The sequence below is a fragment of the Pelagicoccus sp. SDUM812002 genome, assembly GCF_031127835.1.
In the GTDB taxonomy this organism is placed as follows: domain Bacteria; phylum Verrucomicrobiota; class Verrucomicrobiia; order Opitutales; family Opitutaceae; genus Pelagicoccus.
In genome coordinates, this window is the sequence record NZ_JARXHX010000011.1 from 91516 (window position 1) to 110228 (window position 18713).

Consider the following 18713-nt stretch of genomic DNA (forward strand, 5'->3'; position numbering starts at 1 on the left):
CTCTAACTCTTCAATCTTTACCCCGAATCGGTCCCTCGGCCGAATTTCAATCGCTCTTTTTATAAACCAACTCATCTAGAATGCCCCCAGCCACAAAGCCGCGACGCGTACCGCTGCTTTGGATACTGTTACCCTACGCTCTCGGGATCGGCATAGCCCGATTCATCACTCTTCCCGAACCTTGGATCCTTATCCTCCTTTCCGCAGTCGGGATCGTTTTCGCCTACCGTAGCGCCGGCTCCGCAGGGGTCCGATGGCACTGCCTGGCGATCATTTCGATGGTGCTTCTCGGAGCCGCCCGCTTCCAAAACCTCCACCTTGATCCAGGGAGCCAAATTGCGCCCATCGCGCGGGAAGCTCAACTGGAACTCCAAGTTGAAACTCTTTTCAACGCGACCGACCCAACCACAACCCTTGGCTTGGCCCGCGTAGCGAAGGCTCCGCTACAGCAAAAAGAACTTACAGGGCTGAAGATCTTTTTCTTCCTCGAAAGTGCCGCTCTCGAACACTATCCGCTCGAAGGAGAACGCTTTTCCGCATCAGGCGTGGTTCGCACTATTCCATCTTATTCCGAAGGTGATCGCTTCGATGCCTACCTGCGAAACCTAGGAATCTCACACGCTTACAAACAAGGATACCTCCTTGAGAAAACAGGCGAGGCACGTGGACTCTCGCAGCTCGCGAACCGCACAAAGGAGCGATTCTCGCATGTCCTTTCACAGAACAAGCGCCCACACGGTCCTTTCACAGGCGCGTACAAAGGGGTGATGCTGGGACAAAAAAGCGAGCTCACACCAGACCAAAAACAACTTTTCCTAGCCAACGGGACCATGCACCTTTTCGCAATTAGCGGACTTCACATCGGCGTCATCGCTGTATGCATTCACCAACTACTTTCGCTTCTTCGATTCAAACGATGCTATCGAGCCATGGCAGCCCTCGCCTCGATCGCATGTTTCGTATTCATAACCGGCGGATCGGCCTCTTCATGGCGAGCGCTACTCATGGTAGCTTGCTTCTACCTCACCAGCTTCGGATACAAGCAAGCCTCGCCCGTCAACGCTCTCGCGCTCTCCGCTCTTGTTTACCTGACTTTGCTTCCTGGCCAACTCTTCCAAGCCGGATTCCAGATGTCCTACTTCACCGTAAGCGCCATCCTATTATTCGGGCTTCCCTTAGGCAAAACGCTTAATGAACTCGTTCCCATTTTCCCGAACATTCCGCACCCTCTTCAAAACAACCTCCAGAAGGGCATATCCATATTCAAGAATTGGATACTTAACGCAGCTGGAGTTAGCACTGCAGCTTTTCTCATTTCCGCGCTACTAGGCATCTACTATTTTCAGATTCTCCCCAGCTACGGTATCCTTATCAACTTGATCGCCCTACCCATCGCCTCCCTCGCGATCGTAGCTGGATTCCTTTCGCTTTTATTCTCACCGGTAATCGAATGGATTCCGATCAGCGAACTCTTCAATAACGCAGCCTTGCTGTTGATCAAACTCATTCACGGTTTCCTCGAGCTAACTAGTACCCTCCCCTTTTCCAGCATAGAAACCAAGCCCGTGAGCGCCTACTGGGCAGCCGCCGCCATCCTAAGCTCTCTCGCAGCAATAACCGTCTCATACTCGCAATCCGACATCATTCGAAAACGCTTTTGGCAGCTCGCCACCTTAACGAGCTGTACCCTTTGGATCTACGCTCTCCTGAGAGTCTGAGCCTAAAGAATGGCCGAAACCTTAAACAGGAACCAGCCGCGGGGCTGATCTAGCATTTCAATTGACCCTTATTCTAGATCGCGTACTTCCTCAATCCCTATGAAATCTGCCTACGAACTCGCAATGGAACGCCTCGCCGCCAGCGACGGGGACAGAAAAGTCGTAACCGAGGAGCAGAAGGCGAAGCTCGCCGAAATCGACGAGAAGTACCAAGCGAAAATCGCGGAACGCGAGATCTTCCTCAAGCCGAAGCTCGTTGCAGCCGAGGCAAGCGGAAACCGTCCCGAGGCCCAGGACCTCCGCAAACAAATAGCGAGCGAGCGGGCTCGACTAGAAGAAGAACGCGAGGCCAAGAAAGACGAGATCCGAGCTCAGGCTTAGCCATCTCTCCGAAAAACGACTTTCGACGACTCAGAGCGAGCCACTTGCTCGTAGAAATCGACCACCTGTCCGTAGCCTGATACCGGCACTTCAGTGTAACGCAGCGAGTTTTGTCGGCTCACTTCCACCTTTTCGCTTTCGATTTCCAAGTCTAAGGAAAACGAACCGAATTCAGTGTCTAAGAGCGGAGGCTTTTTGAAGGAATCCAGAAGGTACCCGCTAGGCAACTCGATAGACAGCGTTTCCTCCAAATGTCTGGCGGCGATCGTGTAGGGAGTCTTACGTTCCTCCTCCACTGGAGGGACCCATTGGATCCGACTGAGAAAAACCGGGCTGAAGAGCAACATTTCACCCTTGTTCATGAAGCGAGCGTAACGTTGGGCAACGAATGTGACTTTTAGGTCGAAGCGATTCTCCTCGAACGAGTCCTCGCATTCGATTTCTTCTATTTTCGCTTCGCGTGTGCCACGCGCCACCCAACCGCGAATCAGAGCTTCGAAGTCATCTCGCTTCATATTTCGGTAGAGCCCGCGCAGGATTTGAGCGTTCGCTCCAAAATTGCTCTCCTTCAACGTTCCGCTGAGATCTCCGAGCTCGTCGATCTTCGCATCGACGTGCCGCACCACACGATTTACGTCAGGTCCATAGTTCGGCAACATCAACAGACCGGCATCCTGCGGACTACAAACGAGGACCTTCCGTCCTTCTAGGTAATAAGGCAGAATCCCCGGCGCTGCGTTCTTGGTAGTCGGATCGAAAACGAGGAGCTTCCCATGAACAGGATGAGGCACGATTCCTGAAAGCTCCGGGGCGTTCTCGCCAACTGGCACCGCCAAAATACAGTGATTAAAAGCATGAGGCGATGCCCACTCATCGTGCACCCAAGAGTCCTCTCCGATCTGGGCGGCCACTGAATAGGACTCGATCCCCACTGCCTTCAGCATCGCTCGGGCAAGAGCCGTCATGTCCTTGCAATCGCCGTGGTGAGTCTCGAACGTTTTGTTCGCATCCTCCGGTCTGTAGCCGCCTCCTTTATTAAGATCGATGGCCACAGCTAAGTAATTGACCGATTGAGCATAAGTGCAGATTTCCGATACAATATCCCAACGAGAGCTCTTCCCCTCAGCCAATTCCTCTGCTTTCATTCGCAAATCGTTACCCGCCTCTATTCTATCCGACTGGACCTTATCCATATGTTGAGCCACGGCGCTCCAGTCCTTGAAAACGACGTAAGGAAACCGAGATATTTCTTTCTCGTCAGGATAAATCGAATACACGAGGTTTCCAGTAATCAGGGAGCGAAACGGTTGAAATTCTTCGACTTCCACCGCATCCAGATCGCGGGCTTCCCAAATATAAGTATCCCCCTGCGTGCGAGACGTAGCGAAATCTGCTCCAAATAGATGAGACTGCATTTTCCATCCACTCGGCAAAGTGGCTGAAAAGCGGGACAGCCCTACCGGTATTTGCAGATGAAAACACCAGCCACTCTGCAAAAAAACCTGAGACCGACTGACCTCGTATTCATAAGCAAATACAGTCCCTTCGCGCATAGACTCCGATCGATCGAGTTGCAGTAGAACAGAATCACTTTTAAGCATGGCACGATCCACTGCAATTTCCACGAGGTCCGATTTCTTTAAGCGCTCAATCTTTCCAGATGCATAAATAATCCACCCGTCGAAACTCTTAAGCTTCGCCCCAGAGGAGAGAGGGATTCCGATAGAAGCGTATTCCCGACCATCGCGATCATAGACGTGAAAGGCCCTGCGAACCTTCTCTACAACCTGTCCGCGCCCCCTGTATTCAACTTCTGATTCATCACGCAATGCGAAGGCATCGTGGTCCTCAGAGTATTTCTCTATCAATTGCGGTTGGTCGATGCTATCAGCCAGCCAACCAGGATAATTTGACTTAGCAGCGCATTGAGCCGCTAAAACCACGGACAAAGCCACGATAATATTGAAAAATCTCATTCGGCGCTGCTCGTCAGAAGTTCACTATTCATCACAAAAGTCAGGGGGCGATGATCTGCCTCGTTCAGTGCATCGAACTCAGCCTTTACGCGACCGTAGAACTCGGTGTTGATAAGTGTTCCCTTAAGAGTGTAAAGCCGTTGGTAAACCAGTTCGGCCGCATCGCTAATTGTCACTAGTGACTTGCGGGTTATCAGCGCACCGTCGAACTCAGCGGTTGTTCCCGAACTCGCCTCGTAATGAAATTCGGAAGGTACCTTGATGGTCACTTTATCCATAACAAGCGGACGAAAAGGAAAGCCTATGGGAACTTCGCGCGTCTCGTCAGGAAAAACAGTGGAGGCTCCTTGCTGAAAGACAGATGGATTCAAGATCATTCGTTCACCTGCTAGATCAGCGTATCCAGGAATCTTGACATTAAAACGAACAATTAAGCCATTCTCTCTTGAGTCCGCGTATTTCACGCTGAAATCGTCGATCTCTGTTCGCGGCATTCGGGATTGCCAGTGTTTCTCCAATACAAATTCTTCTCGTTCGTCATCCGTCTGACCAGAAAAGGCCCGCTTCATCGCAACTCCTTCATAGCCATCGAACTTGATCGCGATGGATCCTTCCAAGTCACCGTATTCATCGATTCGAACATCTGCGATCCTGCTTACGGTCGAGAATTCCGGCCCAACTTCTGGCGTCATCACGTCCTCGTAGAACTTCCCTTTGATCAAAATCGCTTTCGCACCAGTATTCTGCGCGTTCAAAACGCCCAGTGGCAAGAAGCTGCTACCGGGATCGAAGTATTGATATTCGTTGTTCACGAGGACGGCAACCGCCCAATCCGATAGATTAAAACCGCCCAGCTTACCTTTGTGATAAGTGCAAACCGATCTATCTTCAACCTCCGCCAATGAGACTTGAAACCCTCCCGATGCGAGCAATGAAGCGAAAAGCGAGTTAATGTCAAAAGCAGTTCCGTATCCATTTTTCAACGTCTGAGAAGGATTCTTGTTCTTGCTCAACTCCTCGATCTCTTCCTCGGTGTAGACAGTGTTGGGCTCGCTAATATTGAGGATCTCCGTGGTACAATAATCGTACGCGATCTTCACTTTCTCCTCATTTAATCCTACACCCGCAAACAGCTCCGACGCGAGCTTCTTGACCTGTCCTGATTTGGGTTTGATCAGTTCGTCGTTTACGTCGTCGAGTCGACCCGCTCGATAGTTCCAATACTTCTCTTGTTCGAGAGCTTCAATTTCTGACGAATACTCGACCAGAACGAAGGGTTCGAAATCTCGATACGGCCCTACATAAGGTACATCAGATTTAGCGGGGAGGTTCTCTGCAAAAGTTTGGAAACCACCCGTCACTTTTTCCCATTTCGCGCCTCCATTGTAGCTTCTCACACTCGCCGCTAAACCCTTGTATGGTTTTATCACTACATCGTAGCGCCATGTCGGGTAGTCACTCAGCAGATCGAGCGTCACGCCTTTAAACCACGCATCGATCCCCGTCTTCCACGAGTACTCTATAATGCATCCAGGCTTCAGCCCCGGAAAGGAAAAGGACTTAGCGTAGCCACTGAAGGAGTCATTCTTGAAAATCTTACGCCTGACAATATCTCGCGAGGAAAGCTCTGCCACCGTCAAATCCGGATAGATGACGCGGGCTTTGATCTTTGTAACGCGGAAACCCTCGAAATACTCAATGTCGACCTTGTCCCAATCCTTTACCGCAGCCTCGTCGTACAACTTGACACGGTTGTGGAAGGAGTGGCTCGAGTAATAGTCCTCGCGGTCATCTACTTTGACACTGCGGTAGGTGAACTCACTGTGAGCGTTGGGATCGATCTTCGGAGCTGTCGCCGTCAATTCCTCTTCCGGAATCTCGTCCCACCCTCCTTTGGCAAGTTCAGATCGCTGAGCCGAGAGCGAGGATATCGAGAGGAAAATGATGCAGGCGGCGACGCCTGCTACGGGGATAGAAGGGAGGGTCATACTGAAAAGTACTTACATAAGTTCCCATACCCTATCAAGCCTGTTTCCGATTCGGATAAACTTATAATTTTTCCGGGTTAAAGAGGTAGAGCACTTAATCCTCCGCGACTTGAGCGGAGGCATTTTCCCCTTTAGGGACAGTCGCGTCCGGCAACTCACTTTTTGCTGCAGCCTCCGCTTCCTTCACCTTAACCGTTTTCTTGGGAGTCTCTATCAGCTTCGCTTTCTCGGCTGTCGTCTGCTCGATTTGCGTCGCCATCGGCTCCTGTACGATGCGGGCCATCTGGGGTTGAGTTACCTTCGGCTCCTTCTTCTTGAACCAAAGGAATCGCTTCGGCTTCGCCTCCTTTTTCTGAATGATCTTGGCCTGTTTGAACTTCGTCTCGCTCGGCTTAATGATTTTAACGGGTACCAATTTCTCCGGCTCCTTCTTCTTGGCGGCCTCCGACTCCGTCGCGAGAGCGATGAGCCCTACGACTGCGAGGAAAACAAATAGGTTTCGAAAACTACCCATCACTCAGGCTCCGCCGTTCCCTCGACCACCCATTCGCGGGCGTCGGGTACCTGCTTGTAGAATTCAGCGAGCACCTTGCTCAGGTGCTCCGCGTAGCGGTAGTGAGCACCCAATCCAGTGCGCAATTCCGCTTCGTAGATAAACTTGTCCGCATGCGTCGAGTGTTCAAACGGAGTCTGGCTGCCAAGCATCAAGCCATAAACATAGGTCGCCTCACCTCGATCCATCAGTTTTTCAAGAAACGCCTTCTGTCGTTCCAAGAACGGACGAAATTCCTCACGGTCCGTCTCCGGAGCAAGATAGAATCCAGCTTGGATACAGGGGGTGTAGCGATGGCCCGTGCGATGGCGATTCAAGTCGCGCAGCTCAGCAATAGCCATGTTGTTCCATGCAAAAGAGACACGCATGCGCCGTATCGCGGTGCCGCAATAGCCGTATCGATTCGCTCGGTACTTGAGGGCGTTTCCGATCGATTGCTTCTCAGCGAGAAACGGAGGCATGCTATTGGCGACATCAACCCAAACCTCATCTTCAAGATTTTCAATCGAAAGACGCGTCTTCATGAGGTCCAAGCTTCGATTATGCTCTTCAAGCGCTTGCTTCTGGAAAGACTTCTCCACCTTGCTGTGTTTAACGAGGCGAGGAGCAAACTTCGCCACTTCTGAACGTATCAGCTCTGCCACTACTTGAGCTTCCTTTTGCGGTAGCGAGGCGACATGCTTGATCGTCTGGGCCCACATGCGTGCGGACATGACAAGGGCCAGGTTAGTCTTGGTCGCTAGCGGAATGAAATAGCGAGCTCGGTCCAGGGCGAAATTCTTGCGCATGCGAGAAAGCACCTTTTCTGGTGTACCCTCGGGTGCTCTTACCACGCTAGAGTCTGCCTCAGCGACATTGTCGAGACGGGCGTACTCCTTGTTGTAGCAATCGAATCCCTCGCTAATGATGGCTAGCCATTCCTCGGCGAGGTCCACCGGCATCCCGATCTCATCGGGGGTCGGGATATTCTGAGGATCCATTGCGATGTAGCGCGTGCTGGATTCCTGCCCATCGGACATCTGCGACACCTCAAACAGTTTGTAGGCGAGCCACATCGAAACGTCGTCGATCGCCACCGCGATGCCACCCGTCAAACCACCAATCGAAGCGTGACCGTAGTCGACGAACTTCAGGATCCGGTCTATCGATTTGTCCGCATTCTGGAGGTCGACTTTCGACATGATCGTATCGATTCCTTCATTACTACGTGAGTAGCGGGCCAACACGGAAGCAAGGAGCTCAGGAGTGACCTGGGCTTCGTCAGCCGCAGTTTCAGGGGGTACGATCGCTAGACCAGTTACTTTCATTCAAAAAGGGTGCGTGAATAGGGAGGGAGTATAAGGCTGATAAAGAGAATCAATGTGGAACCCTCGCCATCTCAAACTTAATCGCAAAAAAAGCTCGCCGGTTAGTTGGCGAGCTTAGCTCTTGATCTGCAACGCATTAAAACAGCTTCTACTGACCTGATAGCCAGGAGCCGAGCGGTCCTTGGAAGAAACCAAGCACCACCGAGCCAGCGATCGCAACCACGATGGTCAACTTGCCGAGGGCCGTAAGGGTCGCACCAGGAAGAGCCGAGGGAGTTCCGCTTTCCTCATTCTCATCGGTGAAACGCCAAACCTCGAAAAAGGCGGCTTTGATCACGCCAAAATAGTAGTAGATCGATACCACCACCCCAACGATACCCACGCCGAGCAAGGTGAATAGCTCAGCCTTAAATGCGGCCACGAAGATGAGGAATTTTCCGATGAATCCAGCCAGCGGAGGAATTCCCGCCAATGAACCGATACCGATCGCCAAAGCGATTCCCAGAAAGCCGTTTCGCTTTGCCAAGTCGCCGAGATCGTCGAGATCGAGGTCGGAGTCCCACGCTTTTGGCAAGTGAGCGAATACCGCGAATACTGCCATCGATCCGAGTAAGTAAGCGAAAAGATAGAAAAGCACCCAATTGGTCGCCTCCGGAACAGATTGGGCGGCAATGACGCCAATCAGCAAGAACCCAGCATGCGAGACGCCCGAAAGGCCGATAACTCTCTTGAGGTTACGCTGCGTAAGAGCGGCAAAGTTACCAAAAAGAATGGTAAGCGCTGCGATCCCAGAAAGCACGGGAATGAGAACATTGGAGAGCGGCGCAAAGGTCTTTACCAGTGTCAAAAGAACCGCAAAGCCAGCCGCTTTGGAAGACACCGCTAGAAATGCAGTGGTCGGTACCGGCGCGCCTTGGTAAACGTCAGGGATCCAGATTTGGAACGGGAACGCCCCGATCTTGAAGGCTACGCCTGAGATCACGAGCAACATACCAATGATCGCCAACGTATCCGTTGGGTTCGCCTCGAGGAAGACCCGCAGGTTTTGGAAATTCATCGAGTCGAGGCTGCTGCCTGCGAGCGCTGGATTGCTGGCTGCACCGTAGAGAAGCACGATGCCGAAAAGCAATATAGCCGAACTCAAGGCTCCCATGATCAGGTACTTGAGGCCCGCTTCGAGCGAGAGCGGATTTTGGCGGAAGTAACTAACCAGCACGTAGAAACCGACAGTTGCCGTTTCGAGGGCCACGAAAAGCATGACGAAGTGGTTCGACATCGCCATGATGGAGAGTGCACCGGTTACCACCAATGTGATCGCGAAGTACTCGATGCGAGCTAGCGACTTATTTTCGAAACTCACCATCGCCAAATAGCTGACGAATATTGAGGCGAGCAGAAAGAAGATCCGTAGAGCTTGAGTCGTTGCGCTGAGCTCGACCATGCCACCGAAGGCCACTCGACTGGATCCTCCTGATACATCGAAGATCACGATGTAGCCAAGCAACAGGACCTGCCCGAGAATCGCAATGCGTGGGATTGCACCGTGTGCGAACTTCGGGAGGATCACCTCGAGAGCCAGCAAAAGGAGAGCTAAGCAGCCGAGGATCATTTCTGGGTAGATCGCGCCCCAGGTATTGGTAGCAGCGATTTCGCCGAGGGAATTCAAAGTATCAGTTGGCATCGTATATCCAAATAATAATTACTTGTTGGCTTCGCTCGTCGCGTAGACGGGTTCGCTCTCAAGCGCATCGTTGAGTGAGGAAGAAATGGTCTTCGGAAAGAAGCCGATGAAGAAAAGCAGGATGATCAGAATCAATGCCGGGACGCGCTCGGCCCAAGTCATATCAGTGACAGCGTGTTCCTTTTGCACTTCTAGGAAATCCTCAGACTCCGTACCAAAGAAAACGCGAGCGATCGCACGCAGAGCATAAACCGCCGAGATGATAATACCAGTCGCCGCTACACAAAGCACCCAAGGCTTGAACTGCCAAAGACTGACGAAGATTCCAAACTCGCCCCAGAAGTTGGCAAGTCCCGGACCGGGAAGAGCGATACTGGCCATCATGCCGCAAACGAAGAATGCACTGAGCACTGGAGCTTTCTTGGAGAGCCCGCCCATCTCTTCCATCTCGAAAGTCTGGGTGCGATGGTGAATCATCGTCGAGAGCATGAAGAGCAACGCTACCGTTAAACCGTGTGCCACCATCATGATCACTGCCCCCGCAACACCGATCACCGACATGGCTGCGATGCCGAGGAAAGCGTAGCCCATGTGCATAACCGAACTGTAACCAAGCATTTGCTTCAAGTCGCGCTGTGCCATCGTCACCAGACCAACAATCACCACGTTTCCAAGAGCCAGCCAAATGATCCAATTCTCCCACTGCCCTACTCCACCCGGGATTAGAGGCACCGCGATTTGGATCAGGCCATAGAGTCCAAACTTTTTCAGCACTCCCGCGTGCAACATGGCTGCAGAACTCGGAGCGGCTCCGTAACCGAGCGGTGCCCAAGTGTGTAGTGGCCAGAGCGATACCAGAATACCGAAGCCGAATAGCAAAAGTCCGAACGCGTAATTCGAGACCGTTTCACTCAAAGGCGCTGCTGATAGGTGTTCCTTCAGCGTGATCAGGTCAAAGGATTCTGCACCGCTCTTCACATAGAGAGCGATCAAACCAGCGAGCGAGAGCATTGCTCCGAGCGTCAGGTAGATGGTCATCTTCATGGCGGCGTAGCCGCGGTCACGACCACCCCAGACTCCCACCATTACAAAGGTCGGGATGAGGGCCAATTCGTGGAAGAAGTAGAAAAAGAAAACGTCAATAGAAGCGAATACGCCCATCAGGCCGCCCTGCATGACCAGCAAGCAGAACAAGTAACGAGAGAGGTTTTCCGCTTTGGACTGTGCCCCATAAAGACCAGCTGCCAAGCCTACCACTGCGGCCATTACGAAAAGAGGCAGTGCCACACCGTTGAGCCCAAGGTGCAAGCTGATACCGACCGATTCGAGACCCGTGTTATGCCGAGTTACAAAATCGTAGCCGCCGGCAACGTCCGGGCTGTAGGAAACCCAAGCGAAAATCGCGAGGATGGTCGGTATCGCAAATCCGGTTACAGAAACGATCTGCACCGCAGGACGGCCAAGCTTGCCTGCCCAAAGCGTGGCGAAAGCCGCAATCAGCGGAACCGCAATGGCAAAATGTAGAAGTGAAACGGAGTCGTTCATTTTAGAAAATCGTATTCAATTTTACCGCACATGCTTAGCCCGCGATAAACCAGAAGATTGCGAGGCCGGCGATGAACCAGTAAACGTATTGGTGAAGGCTACCGACATGCAGGCTCTTGAGACCGATACCGACCAAACCAGCAACCCCAGCCGCTCCGCGAATGATCAAGCCGGACAAAGCGATTTGCTCGAAAAAATGGATAGTCAAAGCCACTCGCTGCTGGATCTTGGCAATGTAGAAATCGTAGGCCTCGTCGAAGAAGAACTTCTTTTGAAGTACCGCGTAAACCGGGCCACCAAAACGATCTTCCCTGGAGCCGGCACCGTAGATCACCCAAGCCAAAACAAGTCCAATCAACCATGCGCCGATGCCATGCATCATGACCGTTCCATGATGCTCGCCGTGAGCAATCTCGTCACCGAGGTTTATGAGAGGCGACATCGCTTCAGGATAAATCCCAGCGTAACCACCCAGCACTGCCAACGCAGCTAGAAATATTAGAGGCACCGTCATTACCAACCCGTTTTCGTGGGCGTGCTTGGCGCTGTCTGAATTGGCTTCGCCGAGAAAAACGATCTTCCAAAGGCGGACCATATAGAACGTTGTTAAGAACGCTCCAAATACCAACAGGTAAAAAACGGCCATATTCTGCTCGACTGCTAGCGCCAGAATCGCGTCCTTCGAGAAATAGCCAGAGAGGTAGGGAGTTCCCACCAATGCCGCCAAACCGAGAGTGAAGCAGAAAAAAGTCACTTTCATTTTCTTGGCTAAGCCACCCATCTTGAAGATGTCTTGCTCGTGGTGGCAGGCGTGAATGATCGAACCGGAACCGAGGAAAAGCAGTGCCTTGAAGAAAGCGTGGGTCGTCAGGTGAAACATCGCTGCCGCAACGCCGCCCGTGATTACCGCGCTAGCCGCGTCAGCCGGACTTTCCTTGAGGGCTACCAAACTTCCGAGACCGAAAGCTGCTACCATATAACCAAGCTGGGATACCGTGGAGTAGGCGAGAATCTTCTTGATGTCGCGTTGGGCGATAGCGGTCAGCCCCGCGTAAATCGCGGTCGCTACCCCTACCCACATGATTACGTTCAACGCATCCTCTGTCATGAGGAAACCAGTACGGCAGAGAAGGAATACACCCGCTGCCACCATTGTCGCAGCATGGATCAAAGCTGAAACCGGAGTCGGCCCCTCCATTGCATCAGGGAGCCACACGTGAAGCGGGATCTGGCCGGACTTGCCAACGGTACCGCAGAAAAGAAGCAACCCGAGGGCCGCAGTGCCTACAACCACTTCACCAGAAACCACCGCCTCGCGCATTTCAGTGAGGCTGACCGTTCCAAAGATACCGATCGTCATGGCAATACCGATGAGGAAACCGAAATCACCCACGCGGTTCGCGATGAATGCCTTCTTCGAAGCGGCCGCCGCGCTGGGCTTGTCGAGATAGAAGCCAATCAGCATGTAAGAGCTGAAACCGACGAGCTCCCAGAAGATAAAGAGCGTCACCAAGCTGTTAGCCATCACGAGGCCAAGCATGGAAAACATGAAAATGGAAAGTCCGCCAAAGAAACGAGCCTTGTTCGGATCTTCCTTCATGTATCCAAGACTGAATACATGAACGAGAAAACCCACGAATGCCACCACGAAGAGCATGAGCTTAGCGAGGTCGTCGATGAGGAATCCGAAGTCCAAGGAAAGAGGGCCGAGCTGTATCCAGTTTGTGGTGAACTCGAAATTGTCTAGACGGAAGATGATATGCCCTGCAGTGGCGAGGATGAGAGTGGCGGCAGTGACGGATACGCCAGAGGCCAATGCTCCATTGCGACGCATGCCAAAAGCGATCGCTGCCGCAGAGATCAATGGGAACGCGAGAAGAGCGTATGCGAATAGTTCAGGATTCATCAGTAAGCTAGTTCTTCAGGGCGTTGAGGGCTGGCACCTGCACAGTCTGGCGCTTGCGGAAAAGGGCCACGATGATCGCAAGGCCCACCGCAACTTCTGCTGCTGCCACCGTGATGGTGAAAAACACAAAAACCGAACCACTCATACCCCCATGGTAGCGAGAGAAAGCGATCAGGCCGAGGTTGCAGGCGTTGAGCATAAGCTCGAGGCACATGTAGATGACAAGCGTGTTCTTGCGTCGCAAGACGCCAAAGAAACCGATGGCGAAGAGCGCGGCGCTTACCGCTATGTATTGTTCAAGTCCGACGGTCATCGATTGAGAAAGAGAGAAAAGTTCGTCTTATAAGGAGGGTTCGAGAGGCTTAGTCGGTCTTCATTCGCTTACTGAGAACAATGACGCCTATCATCGCAATCAAGAGGAGGAAGCCAGTCACCTGCATAGGCAGCTGGTAAGTCGTGAAGAGCTCATAGCCAAAGTTCTTGAGAGAGGCGCCGGCAGCTTCCGGAAGCGTGTCGCCAACCGCCTTTATATTGTCGCTGGAAGTGATGGCCACCACACCGAGAATAAGCAGGGCAAAACCGATCAAACTCGCAACCCATGTGAGCGGCGTCACGCGATGCGTGTTCTCTTCCTTCACATCGAGGAGCATGATAATAAAGAGGAAGAGCACCACGACGGCCCCCGCATAGACCAGGATCTGGATCACCGCGAGGAAGTAGGCTTCGAGCAACACGAAGAGCGAGGCCATCCCTAGAAAGGTCATGATCAGGAACATCGCCGCGTTGACGGGATTGCGGCTGAAAACGACGCCAAAAGCGCAACCGAGAGTAAAGGTCGCGAAAAGGTAGAAAAACAGGTCAGTCATTTTGGATAAACAGGAGGGACTTCGGGGTTCTCGCTACGAGGCATGTCAGCTGGCGGCATGGCAGGTCCATGGCCATGGTCGCCACCATTCGCGGCCGCTTCCTTTTTCTTGTTCCACTTGAAGTGTTCGTCGGGGAGAGTGCCGCCAAGTTCGTAAAGTTTGGCCTTGTTATTCACCATCTCTGCACGCGTGTAACCAGACATCGAATACTGGTTCTGCAACCAGATCGCCTCTTCCGGGCAAACCTCTTGGCACATGCCGCAGTAGATGCAGCGGAGCATATCGATATCGAATTCCTTGGGCGCCTTCTCGACATGAGAGTAATCGCTATCTTCAGGGATCTCGCCTGGAGTGATGCGGATCGCTTTCGGTGGACAAACGAACTCGCAAAGCTGGCAGGATACGCACTTTTCGCGTCCTTCCGGATCCCGAACAAGCGTCGGTACTCCACGATAACCCGCAGGAATCGGCGGGCGCTGTTCCGGATACTCCAAGGTTACGGTTTCGCCGAAAAACATACGACGGAAAGTAACTGTGAGACCACGAACGATCTCAGGGATGTAGAGCTTTTCTAAAAAGGTCAGTGGTTTTCTCTTAACTACGATCGGCATGGCGCGTGTGGGTTAAGGTCTCTCCAAAAAGTAGATTACAAAGGTGTACACGATCAGGTTGGCGATCGAAAGCGGCAGGAGCATTTGCCAGCCGATGCGCATCACTTGGTCGTAGCGGAAACGTGGAAGCGTCCAACGGATCCACATAAAGAAGAACATAAAGCCACAGAGCTTGCCGATCATGGTGCCAACAGAAAGCACTCCGGCTAGCCAGCCGTGGACGCCGAAATCCGCCCACGTCATAAAGGGCAATGGATGCCATCCGCCGAGGAAGAGAATCGCGACAACTGCCGAGCCCACGAGCATGTGAGCGTACTCGCCCACGAAGAAGAGACCGAACTTGAAGGAGCTGTACTCGGTGTGGAAACCGCTAACGAGCTCGGTTTCCGACTCAGCCATATCGAACGGCAAACGGTTCGTTTCGGCAAAAATACAAACGACGAAAATCAGGAACGAAACTGGCATCCACATCGCATTCCAAAGCGCGCCCCCTTGGGCATTCACGACATCTACCAGACTTAGCGTTCCGTCGGTTCCAGGAGCATTGAGCCACATGAAAACCGGCAGCACCGAAATCCCCATGGCGAGCTCGTAAGAGATCATCTGAGCGGAAGCGCGAATGCCTCCAAGAAATGGATACTTGGAATTAGAAGCCCATCCAGCGAGCACCACACCATAGACGCCCAGCGAGGAGACGGCGAAAAGGAAAAGGATCGCTACGTTGAGATCAGCCAGGACCAAGTTCACAACCTCCCCTGCGGAGTTTTCGAAGTATCCGAAAGGAACCACCACTACAGTCGTCAACGCAGGAACCAGCGAAAGGATAGGAGCGAGGATGAAGTAGACCTTGTTGACGTGGTCGGGAGTAATGTCCTCCTTGAAGAGAAACTTTAATCCGTCCGCCGCTGGCTGGAAGACGCCGAGTCGCGTTAGGAAGCGGCCGACGTACGGGATCGATCCTATGAACGGAAGGGTCGTACGGTTTGGACCGACACGACCTTGAATCCAGCTGGAAATCTTGCGCTCGGCGAGAACGGCATAGGAGCAAAAGCCCATCAGCACGCTCACTACGACAATCGCGTAGATCGACTTGATTGCTATATCAGTGAGTTCCATGACGCTTATTCCGCTGCAGCAGCTTCTAGCTTGGGTTCAAAGTGGAGAGACTTGCCTTCGACAAAAGCGAGCCCGGAGAAAGCCGAGCCGTCCAAAAGCACGCCCGTATCGGCGATACCTTTGAAGCTGAGACCTTCGAAAATATTTCCTTCCGCAGCGATCTTTTCCCAAACGGTACCGACCACCGATGGGAAGGTTTCGCCTGAAAGGCTGGCCTGAATGGCAGACAAAGCTGCGAGGTCGTCAATCGAGCCAACAGGCCCCGGAACCGCTTTATGGAATTTTTGGATACGGAACTGCTGGTTGATCACCGAACCGGACTTTTCGAACTGGGTCAGGCCCGCAATCGCTACATCCGCATTCTTCGTGGTCGCTGAAGCATGCGTATCGATGACGATGAGCTTCACCTTCTTGAGCTGCTCTTCGCTAAGCCCTGCTGCCACGAGATCTTCCTTAGACGCGAGGACCGTGCTGACTTCGCCACTGTCAATTTGAGAAGCGAGAACCGAAAGCTGCTCTGCGGGAAGATCGGAAATCAAACCGGTTGCCAAGGCACCGCGCACGTTCGGGTTGCGATCCTTGGAAACTAGGATTCCATCACCGTCACCATATCGAGCAACCAGATACACGCCTTTTGCATTCACCTGATCGGCGATTTGCTTGAGCACGAATTGCTCTTCGACGGTATTGCGCCCGGAACCGACGATCGCAACGCCCTCCCCTTTTAGAATTTCAGCAGCTGCCTTGATGGCTTCCACCGCCGAAGTCTGGGAACCGTTAACCGTCGAATACGAGAGGCGATCCTCCGATTCGATTTGCTTGTAGAGCTCGCGGCCGGAGTCGGGCATCCAAGTGTCGTTGACTTCGTCGTTGCGACGCGGCGTCACGCGATAGACTTTTCCTTCGCGGGAAGAAACCACTGTATTGCAGCCGACGCTTGATTCGAGGTCGATGCTCTTGCTTTCCTTGAGGAACCAGACACGCATCTTGAAGCGAAAGTCTGTGCTGGTGAGAGCTCCCACAGGGCAGATGTCTACTGTATTTAGGGAGTAGTTGTTGGCGAGCTCCTTGCCCGGGAAGCAGGTCAAAGTAGAATAGCTGCCGCGATCGGTAAAGCCAAGCACGTCGTCCTTGGCGATCTCTTGCGAAAAGCGGACGCAACGCGAACAGAGAATACAACGCTCATCGTCGAGAGTGACTCTCGGGCCAAGACGGGTGCGCTTGGGCTTAACGTTCTTCTCTTCGATGAAGCGACTGTATCCACGTCCGTGAGACGCGGAGAATTCTTGCAGCTTACACTCGCCAGCTTGATCACAAATAGGACAGTCGAGCGGATGATTGACGAGCAGAAACTCAGTCACCGACTCCCTAGACTCAACGGCCTTTGGCGAGTTGGTCTTGATGTGCATCCCAGGAGCCGCGTTGGTACCGCAAGCGATCGCAGGCCCCGGCATCCACATGATCTTGGGAGTGCCGTCCTCGTTGAGCATCGGCTCGCCGGTGGCGCGGTCCTTGCCAGGCATACCCATTTCCACGAGACACATGCGGCAGTTGCCAGCGATTGAGAGCTTCGGATGGTAGCAGTAATGCGGAACCTCCTTGCCGAGCATTTTGACAGCTTCGACCATGTTGGTACCGGCAGGCACCTGTAGATCTTGTCCGTCAATATTGACCGTTATCAGGTTTTCTTTCTTTTCCTCAGCCATTACACGCGAGTTCCTTTATGGCTTGGCGGTCAGCATTGGGATCGCTGAGGTGCGCCGCATATTCTCTAAATTCGTCTTCAAACTTGGCAATGTAGCTCTGCACCGGCCACGCCACCGCAAAACCGAAAGCGCAAATGGTACGGCCTGCAATCTGGCCTGCTACGTCGAGCATGAGATCCACATCTTCCGGGCGAGCCTCGCCATGAACCATACGGGAAGTTATCTTTTTCAACCAGAGCGAACCTTCGCGACACGGTGTACACTGGCCGCAAGATTCGTGAGAGTAGAAGGCCATCAAATTGGCTAGCGCTGCCGGGATGGATACCGTGTCATCGAGCACCATCATGCCACCGGATCCAGACATGGAGCCAGCCGCAGCGATGCCGTCGTAGTCGAGCGGAATGTCTTCCAGCCCCCAATCGTATTCGCTGCCGTCCGGATTCTTGCCCTTATAGCGCTCGCCGTTCTTGAGGATCTTCATTGAAGAACCACCAGGGATAATCGCCTTAATGCTGCGACCGGGAAGCGGTCCGCCACAGATATCGTAAACCAGTTCGCCAAGCGTCATCTCGCCCACTTCGTAGTAGCCGGGACGCTGCACACCGCCGGACACACACCAGATACGTGTACCCGCATTGTTAGGACGGCCGATCTTCTTGAAGCCTTCCGCGCCCATATCCAAAATGTGGACGGCGTTACAGAGGGTTTCGACGTTGTTAACGATAGTCGGGCAATTGTAGAGGCCGAGCACCGCTGGGAAGTAAGGAGGCTTGATGCGCGGATTCGCCCGCTTGCCTTCAAGCGACTCGATCAGACCAGTTTCCTCGCCGCAAATGTAGGCCGCCGCTCCGCGGTGTACTACGATTTCGCAGCTGTATCCTGATCCCAATACATTATCGCCAACGAATCCCTTTTCCTTCGCTTCGAGTATCGCTTCGTCGAGGATCTTCGCCCCGTACGGCATCTCCTCGCGAATGTAGATGAATGCTTTGGCAACGTTATTCGCAAAACAGGAAATCATCATGCCTTCGATCAACTGATGCGGATCCTTGTGCACAATTTGGCGATCTTTGAAAGTGCCGGGCTCTGACTCGTCGCAATTGCAGATCAAGTAGATCGGCTTACCGGACTTGCGGTCCACAAAGCTCCACTTGAGTCCACAAGGGAAACCGGCTCCGCCACGACCGCGCAAGGTCGAAGCTTTCACTTCGTCGATGATCGCCTGCGGCTCCATGGTGACCGCCTTCTTGAGCATGTCGTAACCGCCATGGGCCAAGTAGCTGTCGATGCTCGGCGTGTAGCCAGGTTCGTCGGCATATTTTAGGACGAGACGCTGTTCTTTCGGATGTATTGCCATCT

The 18713-nt window shown here is 53.0% G+C and carries 15 protein-coding genes; 2 read left to right on the top strand and 13 right to left on the bottom strand.

All coding sequences use genetic code 11. From position 1 onward, the window contains the following. Nucleotides 1–80 precede the first annotated feature (80 nt). Both QEH53_RS15875 and QEH53_RS15880 read left to right on the top strand, forming a co-directional pair. Entirely contained in the window at nucleotides 81–1718 is a 1638-nt protein-coding gene (locus QEH53_RS15875) for a ComEC/Rec2 family competence protein (protein ID WP_309024200.1), read from the top strand. A 99-nt stretch (nucleotides 1719–1817) separates the two neighbouring features. Then, nucleotides 1818–2099 carry a hypothetical protein gene (locus tag QEH53_RS15880; RefSeq protein WP_309024201.1) on the top strand — a complete coding sequence of 94 codons (282 nt, stop codon included), beginning with the start codon at nucleotides 1818–1820 and terminating at the stop codon, nucleotides 2097–2099. Here the strand turns inward: QEH53_RS15880 and QEH53_RS15885 are convergent. The 13 genes from QEH53_RS15885 to nuoF form a co-directional block, all read right to left on the bottom strand. Further along, on the bottom strand, nucleotides 2096–4075 hold the full coding sequence (locus QEH53_RS15885) for a DUF3857 domain-containing protein (protein WP_309024202.1): 1980 nt from the start codon (nucleotides 4073–4075) through the stop codon (nucleotides 2096–2098). The genes QEH53_RS15880 and QEH53_RS15885 overlap by 4 nt on opposite strands. Then, nucleotides 4072–6063, bottom strand: coding sequence for a DUF3857 domain-containing protein (locus QEH53_RS15890; RefSeq protein ID WP_309024203.1), 1992 nt, complete (start codon nucleotides 6061–6063; stop codon nucleotides 4072–4074). The genes QEH53_RS15885 and QEH53_RS15890 overlap by 4 nt, the downstream gene beginning before the upstream one ends. A 94-nt stretch (nucleotides 6064–6157) precedes the next feature. Beyond that, nucleotides 6158–6577, bottom strand: a complete 420-nt coding sequence (locus QEH53_RS15895; protein WP_309024204.1) for a hypothetical protein — start codon at nucleotides 6575–6577, stop codon at nucleotides 6158–6160. Beyond that, complete coding sequence (locus QEH53_RS15900) at nucleotides 6577–7923, bottom strand: FAD-dependent thymidylate synthase (protein WP_309024205.1); 1347 nt, start codon at nucleotides 7921–7923, stop codon at nucleotides 6577–6579. Before QEH53_RS15900 ends, QEH53_RS15895 begins: the two co-directional genes overlap by 1 nt. A 148-nt stretch (nucleotides 7924–8071) precedes the next feature. Beyond that, nucleotides 8072–9604, bottom strand: coding sequence for an NADH-quinone oxidoreductase subunit N (locus QEH53_RS15905; protein ID WP_309024206.1), 1533 nt, complete (start codon nucleotides 9602–9604; stop codon nucleotides 8072–8074). 18 nt (nucleotides 9605–9622) lie between these two features. Next, complete coding sequence (locus QEH53_RS15910) at nucleotides 9623–11149, bottom strand: NADH-quinone oxidoreductase subunit M (protein ID WP_309024207.1); 1527 nt, start codon at nucleotides 11147–11149, stop codon at nucleotides 9623–9625. 34 nt (nucleotides 11150–11183) lie between these two features. After that, nucleotides 11184–13055 carry an NADH-quinone oxidoreductase subunit L gene (locus QEH53_RS15915; RefSeq protein WP_309024208.1) on the bottom strand — a complete coding sequence of 624 codons (1872 nt, stop codon included), beginning with the start codon at nucleotides 13053–13055 and terminating at the stop codon, nucleotides 11184–11186. A 7-nt stretch (nucleotides 13056–13062) separates the two neighbouring features. After that, a complete protein-coding gene (gene nuoK, locus QEH53_RS15920) occupies nucleotides 13063–13368 on the bottom strand; it encodes an NADH-quinone oxidoreductase subunit NuoK (RefSeq protein ID WP_309024209.1) in 306 nt (101 codons plus the stop codon). Between the two features lie 49 nt (nucleotides 13369–13417). Continuing rightward, entirely contained in the window at nucleotides 13418–13921 is a 504-nt protein-coding gene (locus QEH53_RS15925) for an NADH-quinone oxidoreductase subunit J (RefSeq protein WP_309024210.1), read from the bottom strand. Continuing rightward, nucleotides 13918–14532: an NADH-quinone oxidoreductase subunit I gene (locus QEH53_RS15930; protein ID WP_309024211.1), complete on the bottom strand. Its 615-nt coding sequence runs from the start codon at nucleotides 14530–14532 to the stop codon at nucleotides 13918–13920. The genes QEH53_RS15925 and QEH53_RS15930 overlap by 4 nt, the downstream gene beginning before the upstream one ends. Before the next feature lie 12 nt (nucleotides 14533–14544). Beyond that, on the bottom strand, nucleotides 14545–15648 hold the full coding sequence (locus QEH53_RS15935; protein ID WP_309024212.1) for a complex I subunit 1 family protein: 1104 nt from the start codon (nucleotides 15646–15648) through the stop codon (nucleotides 14545–14547). Nucleotides 15649–15653: 5 nt separating this feature from the next. Beyond that, nucleotides 15654–17354 carry a 2Fe-2S iron-sulfur cluster-binding protein gene (locus QEH53_RS15940; RefSeq protein WP_309024213.1) on the bottom strand — a complete coding sequence of 567 codons (1701 nt, stop codon included), beginning with the start codon at nucleotides 17352–17354 and terminating at the stop codon, nucleotides 15654–15656. Further along, nucleotides 17347–18711: an NADH-quinone oxidoreductase subunit NuoF gene (gene nuoF / locus QEH53_RS15945; protein ID WP_309024214.1), complete on the bottom strand. Its 1365-nt coding sequence runs from the start codon at nucleotides 18709–18711 to the stop codon at nucleotides 17347–17349. The genes QEH53_RS15940 and nuoF overlap by 8 nt, the downstream gene beginning before the upstream one ends. Nucleotides 18712–18713: the final 2 nt, after the last annotated feature.

Bases quoted from the DNA above. Each gene is read 5' to 3' on its own strand.
- QEH53_RS15905 (WP_309024206.1), bottom strand. From the start codon at position 9,604: ATGCCAACTGATACTTTGAATTCCCTCGGCGAAATCGCTGCTACCAAT.
- QEH53_RS15940 (WP_309024213.1), bottom strand. From the start codon at position 17,354: ATGGCTGAGGAAAAGAAAGAAAACCTGATAACGGTCAATATTGACGGA.
- QEH53_RS15925 (WP_309024210.1), bottom strand. From the start codon at position 13,921: ATGACTGACCTGTTTTTCTACCTTTTCGCGACCTTTACTCTCGGTTGC.
- QEH53_RS15885 (WP_309024202.1), bottom strand. From the start codon at position 4,075: ATGAGATTTTTCAATATTATCGTGGCTTTGTCCGTGGTTTTAGCGGCT.
- QEH53_RS15900 (WP_309024205.1), bottom strand. From the start codon at position 7,923: ATGAAAGTAACTGGTCTAGCGATCGTACCCCCTGAAACTGCGGCTGAC.
- QEH53_RS15915 (WP_309024208.1), bottom strand. From the start codon at position 13,055: ATGAATCCTGAACTATTCGCATACGCTCTTCTCGCGTTCCCATTGATC.
- QEH53_RS15910 (WP_309024207.1), bottom strand. From the start codon at position 11,149: ATGAACGACTCCGTTTCACTTCTACATTTTGCCATTGCGGTTCCGCTG.
- QEH53_RS15880 (WP_309024201.1), top strand. From the start codon at position 1,818: ATGAAATCTGCCTACGAACTCGCAATGGAACGCCTCGCCGCCAGCGAC.
- QEH53_RS15890 (WP_309024203.1), bottom strand. From the start codon at position 6,063: ATGACCCTCCCTTCTATCCCCGTAGCAGGCGTCGCCGCCTGCATCATT.
- nuoK (WP_309024209.1), bottom strand. From the start codon at position 13,368: ATGACCGTCGGACTTGAACAATACATAGCGGTAAGCGCCGCGCTCTTC.
- QEH53_RS15935 (WP_309024212.1), bottom strand. From the start codon at position 15,648: ATGGAACTCACTGATATAGCAATCAAGTCGATCTACGCGATTGTCGTA.
- QEH53_RS15930 (WP_309024211.1), bottom strand. From the start codon at position 14,532: ATGCCGATCGTAGTTAAGAGAAAACCACTGACCTTTTTAGAAAAGCTC.
- QEH53_RS15875 (WP_309024200.1), top strand. From the start codon at position 81: ATGCCCCCAGCCACAAAGCCGCGACGCGTACCGCTGCTTTGGATACTG.
- nuoF (WP_309024214.1), bottom strand. From the start codon at position 18,711: ATGGCAATACATCCGAAAGAACAGCGTCTCGTCCTAAAATATGCCGAC.
- QEH53_RS15895 (WP_309024204.1), bottom strand. From the start codon at position 6,577: ATGGGTAGTTTTCGAAACCTATTTGTTTTCCTCGCAGTCGTAGGGCTC.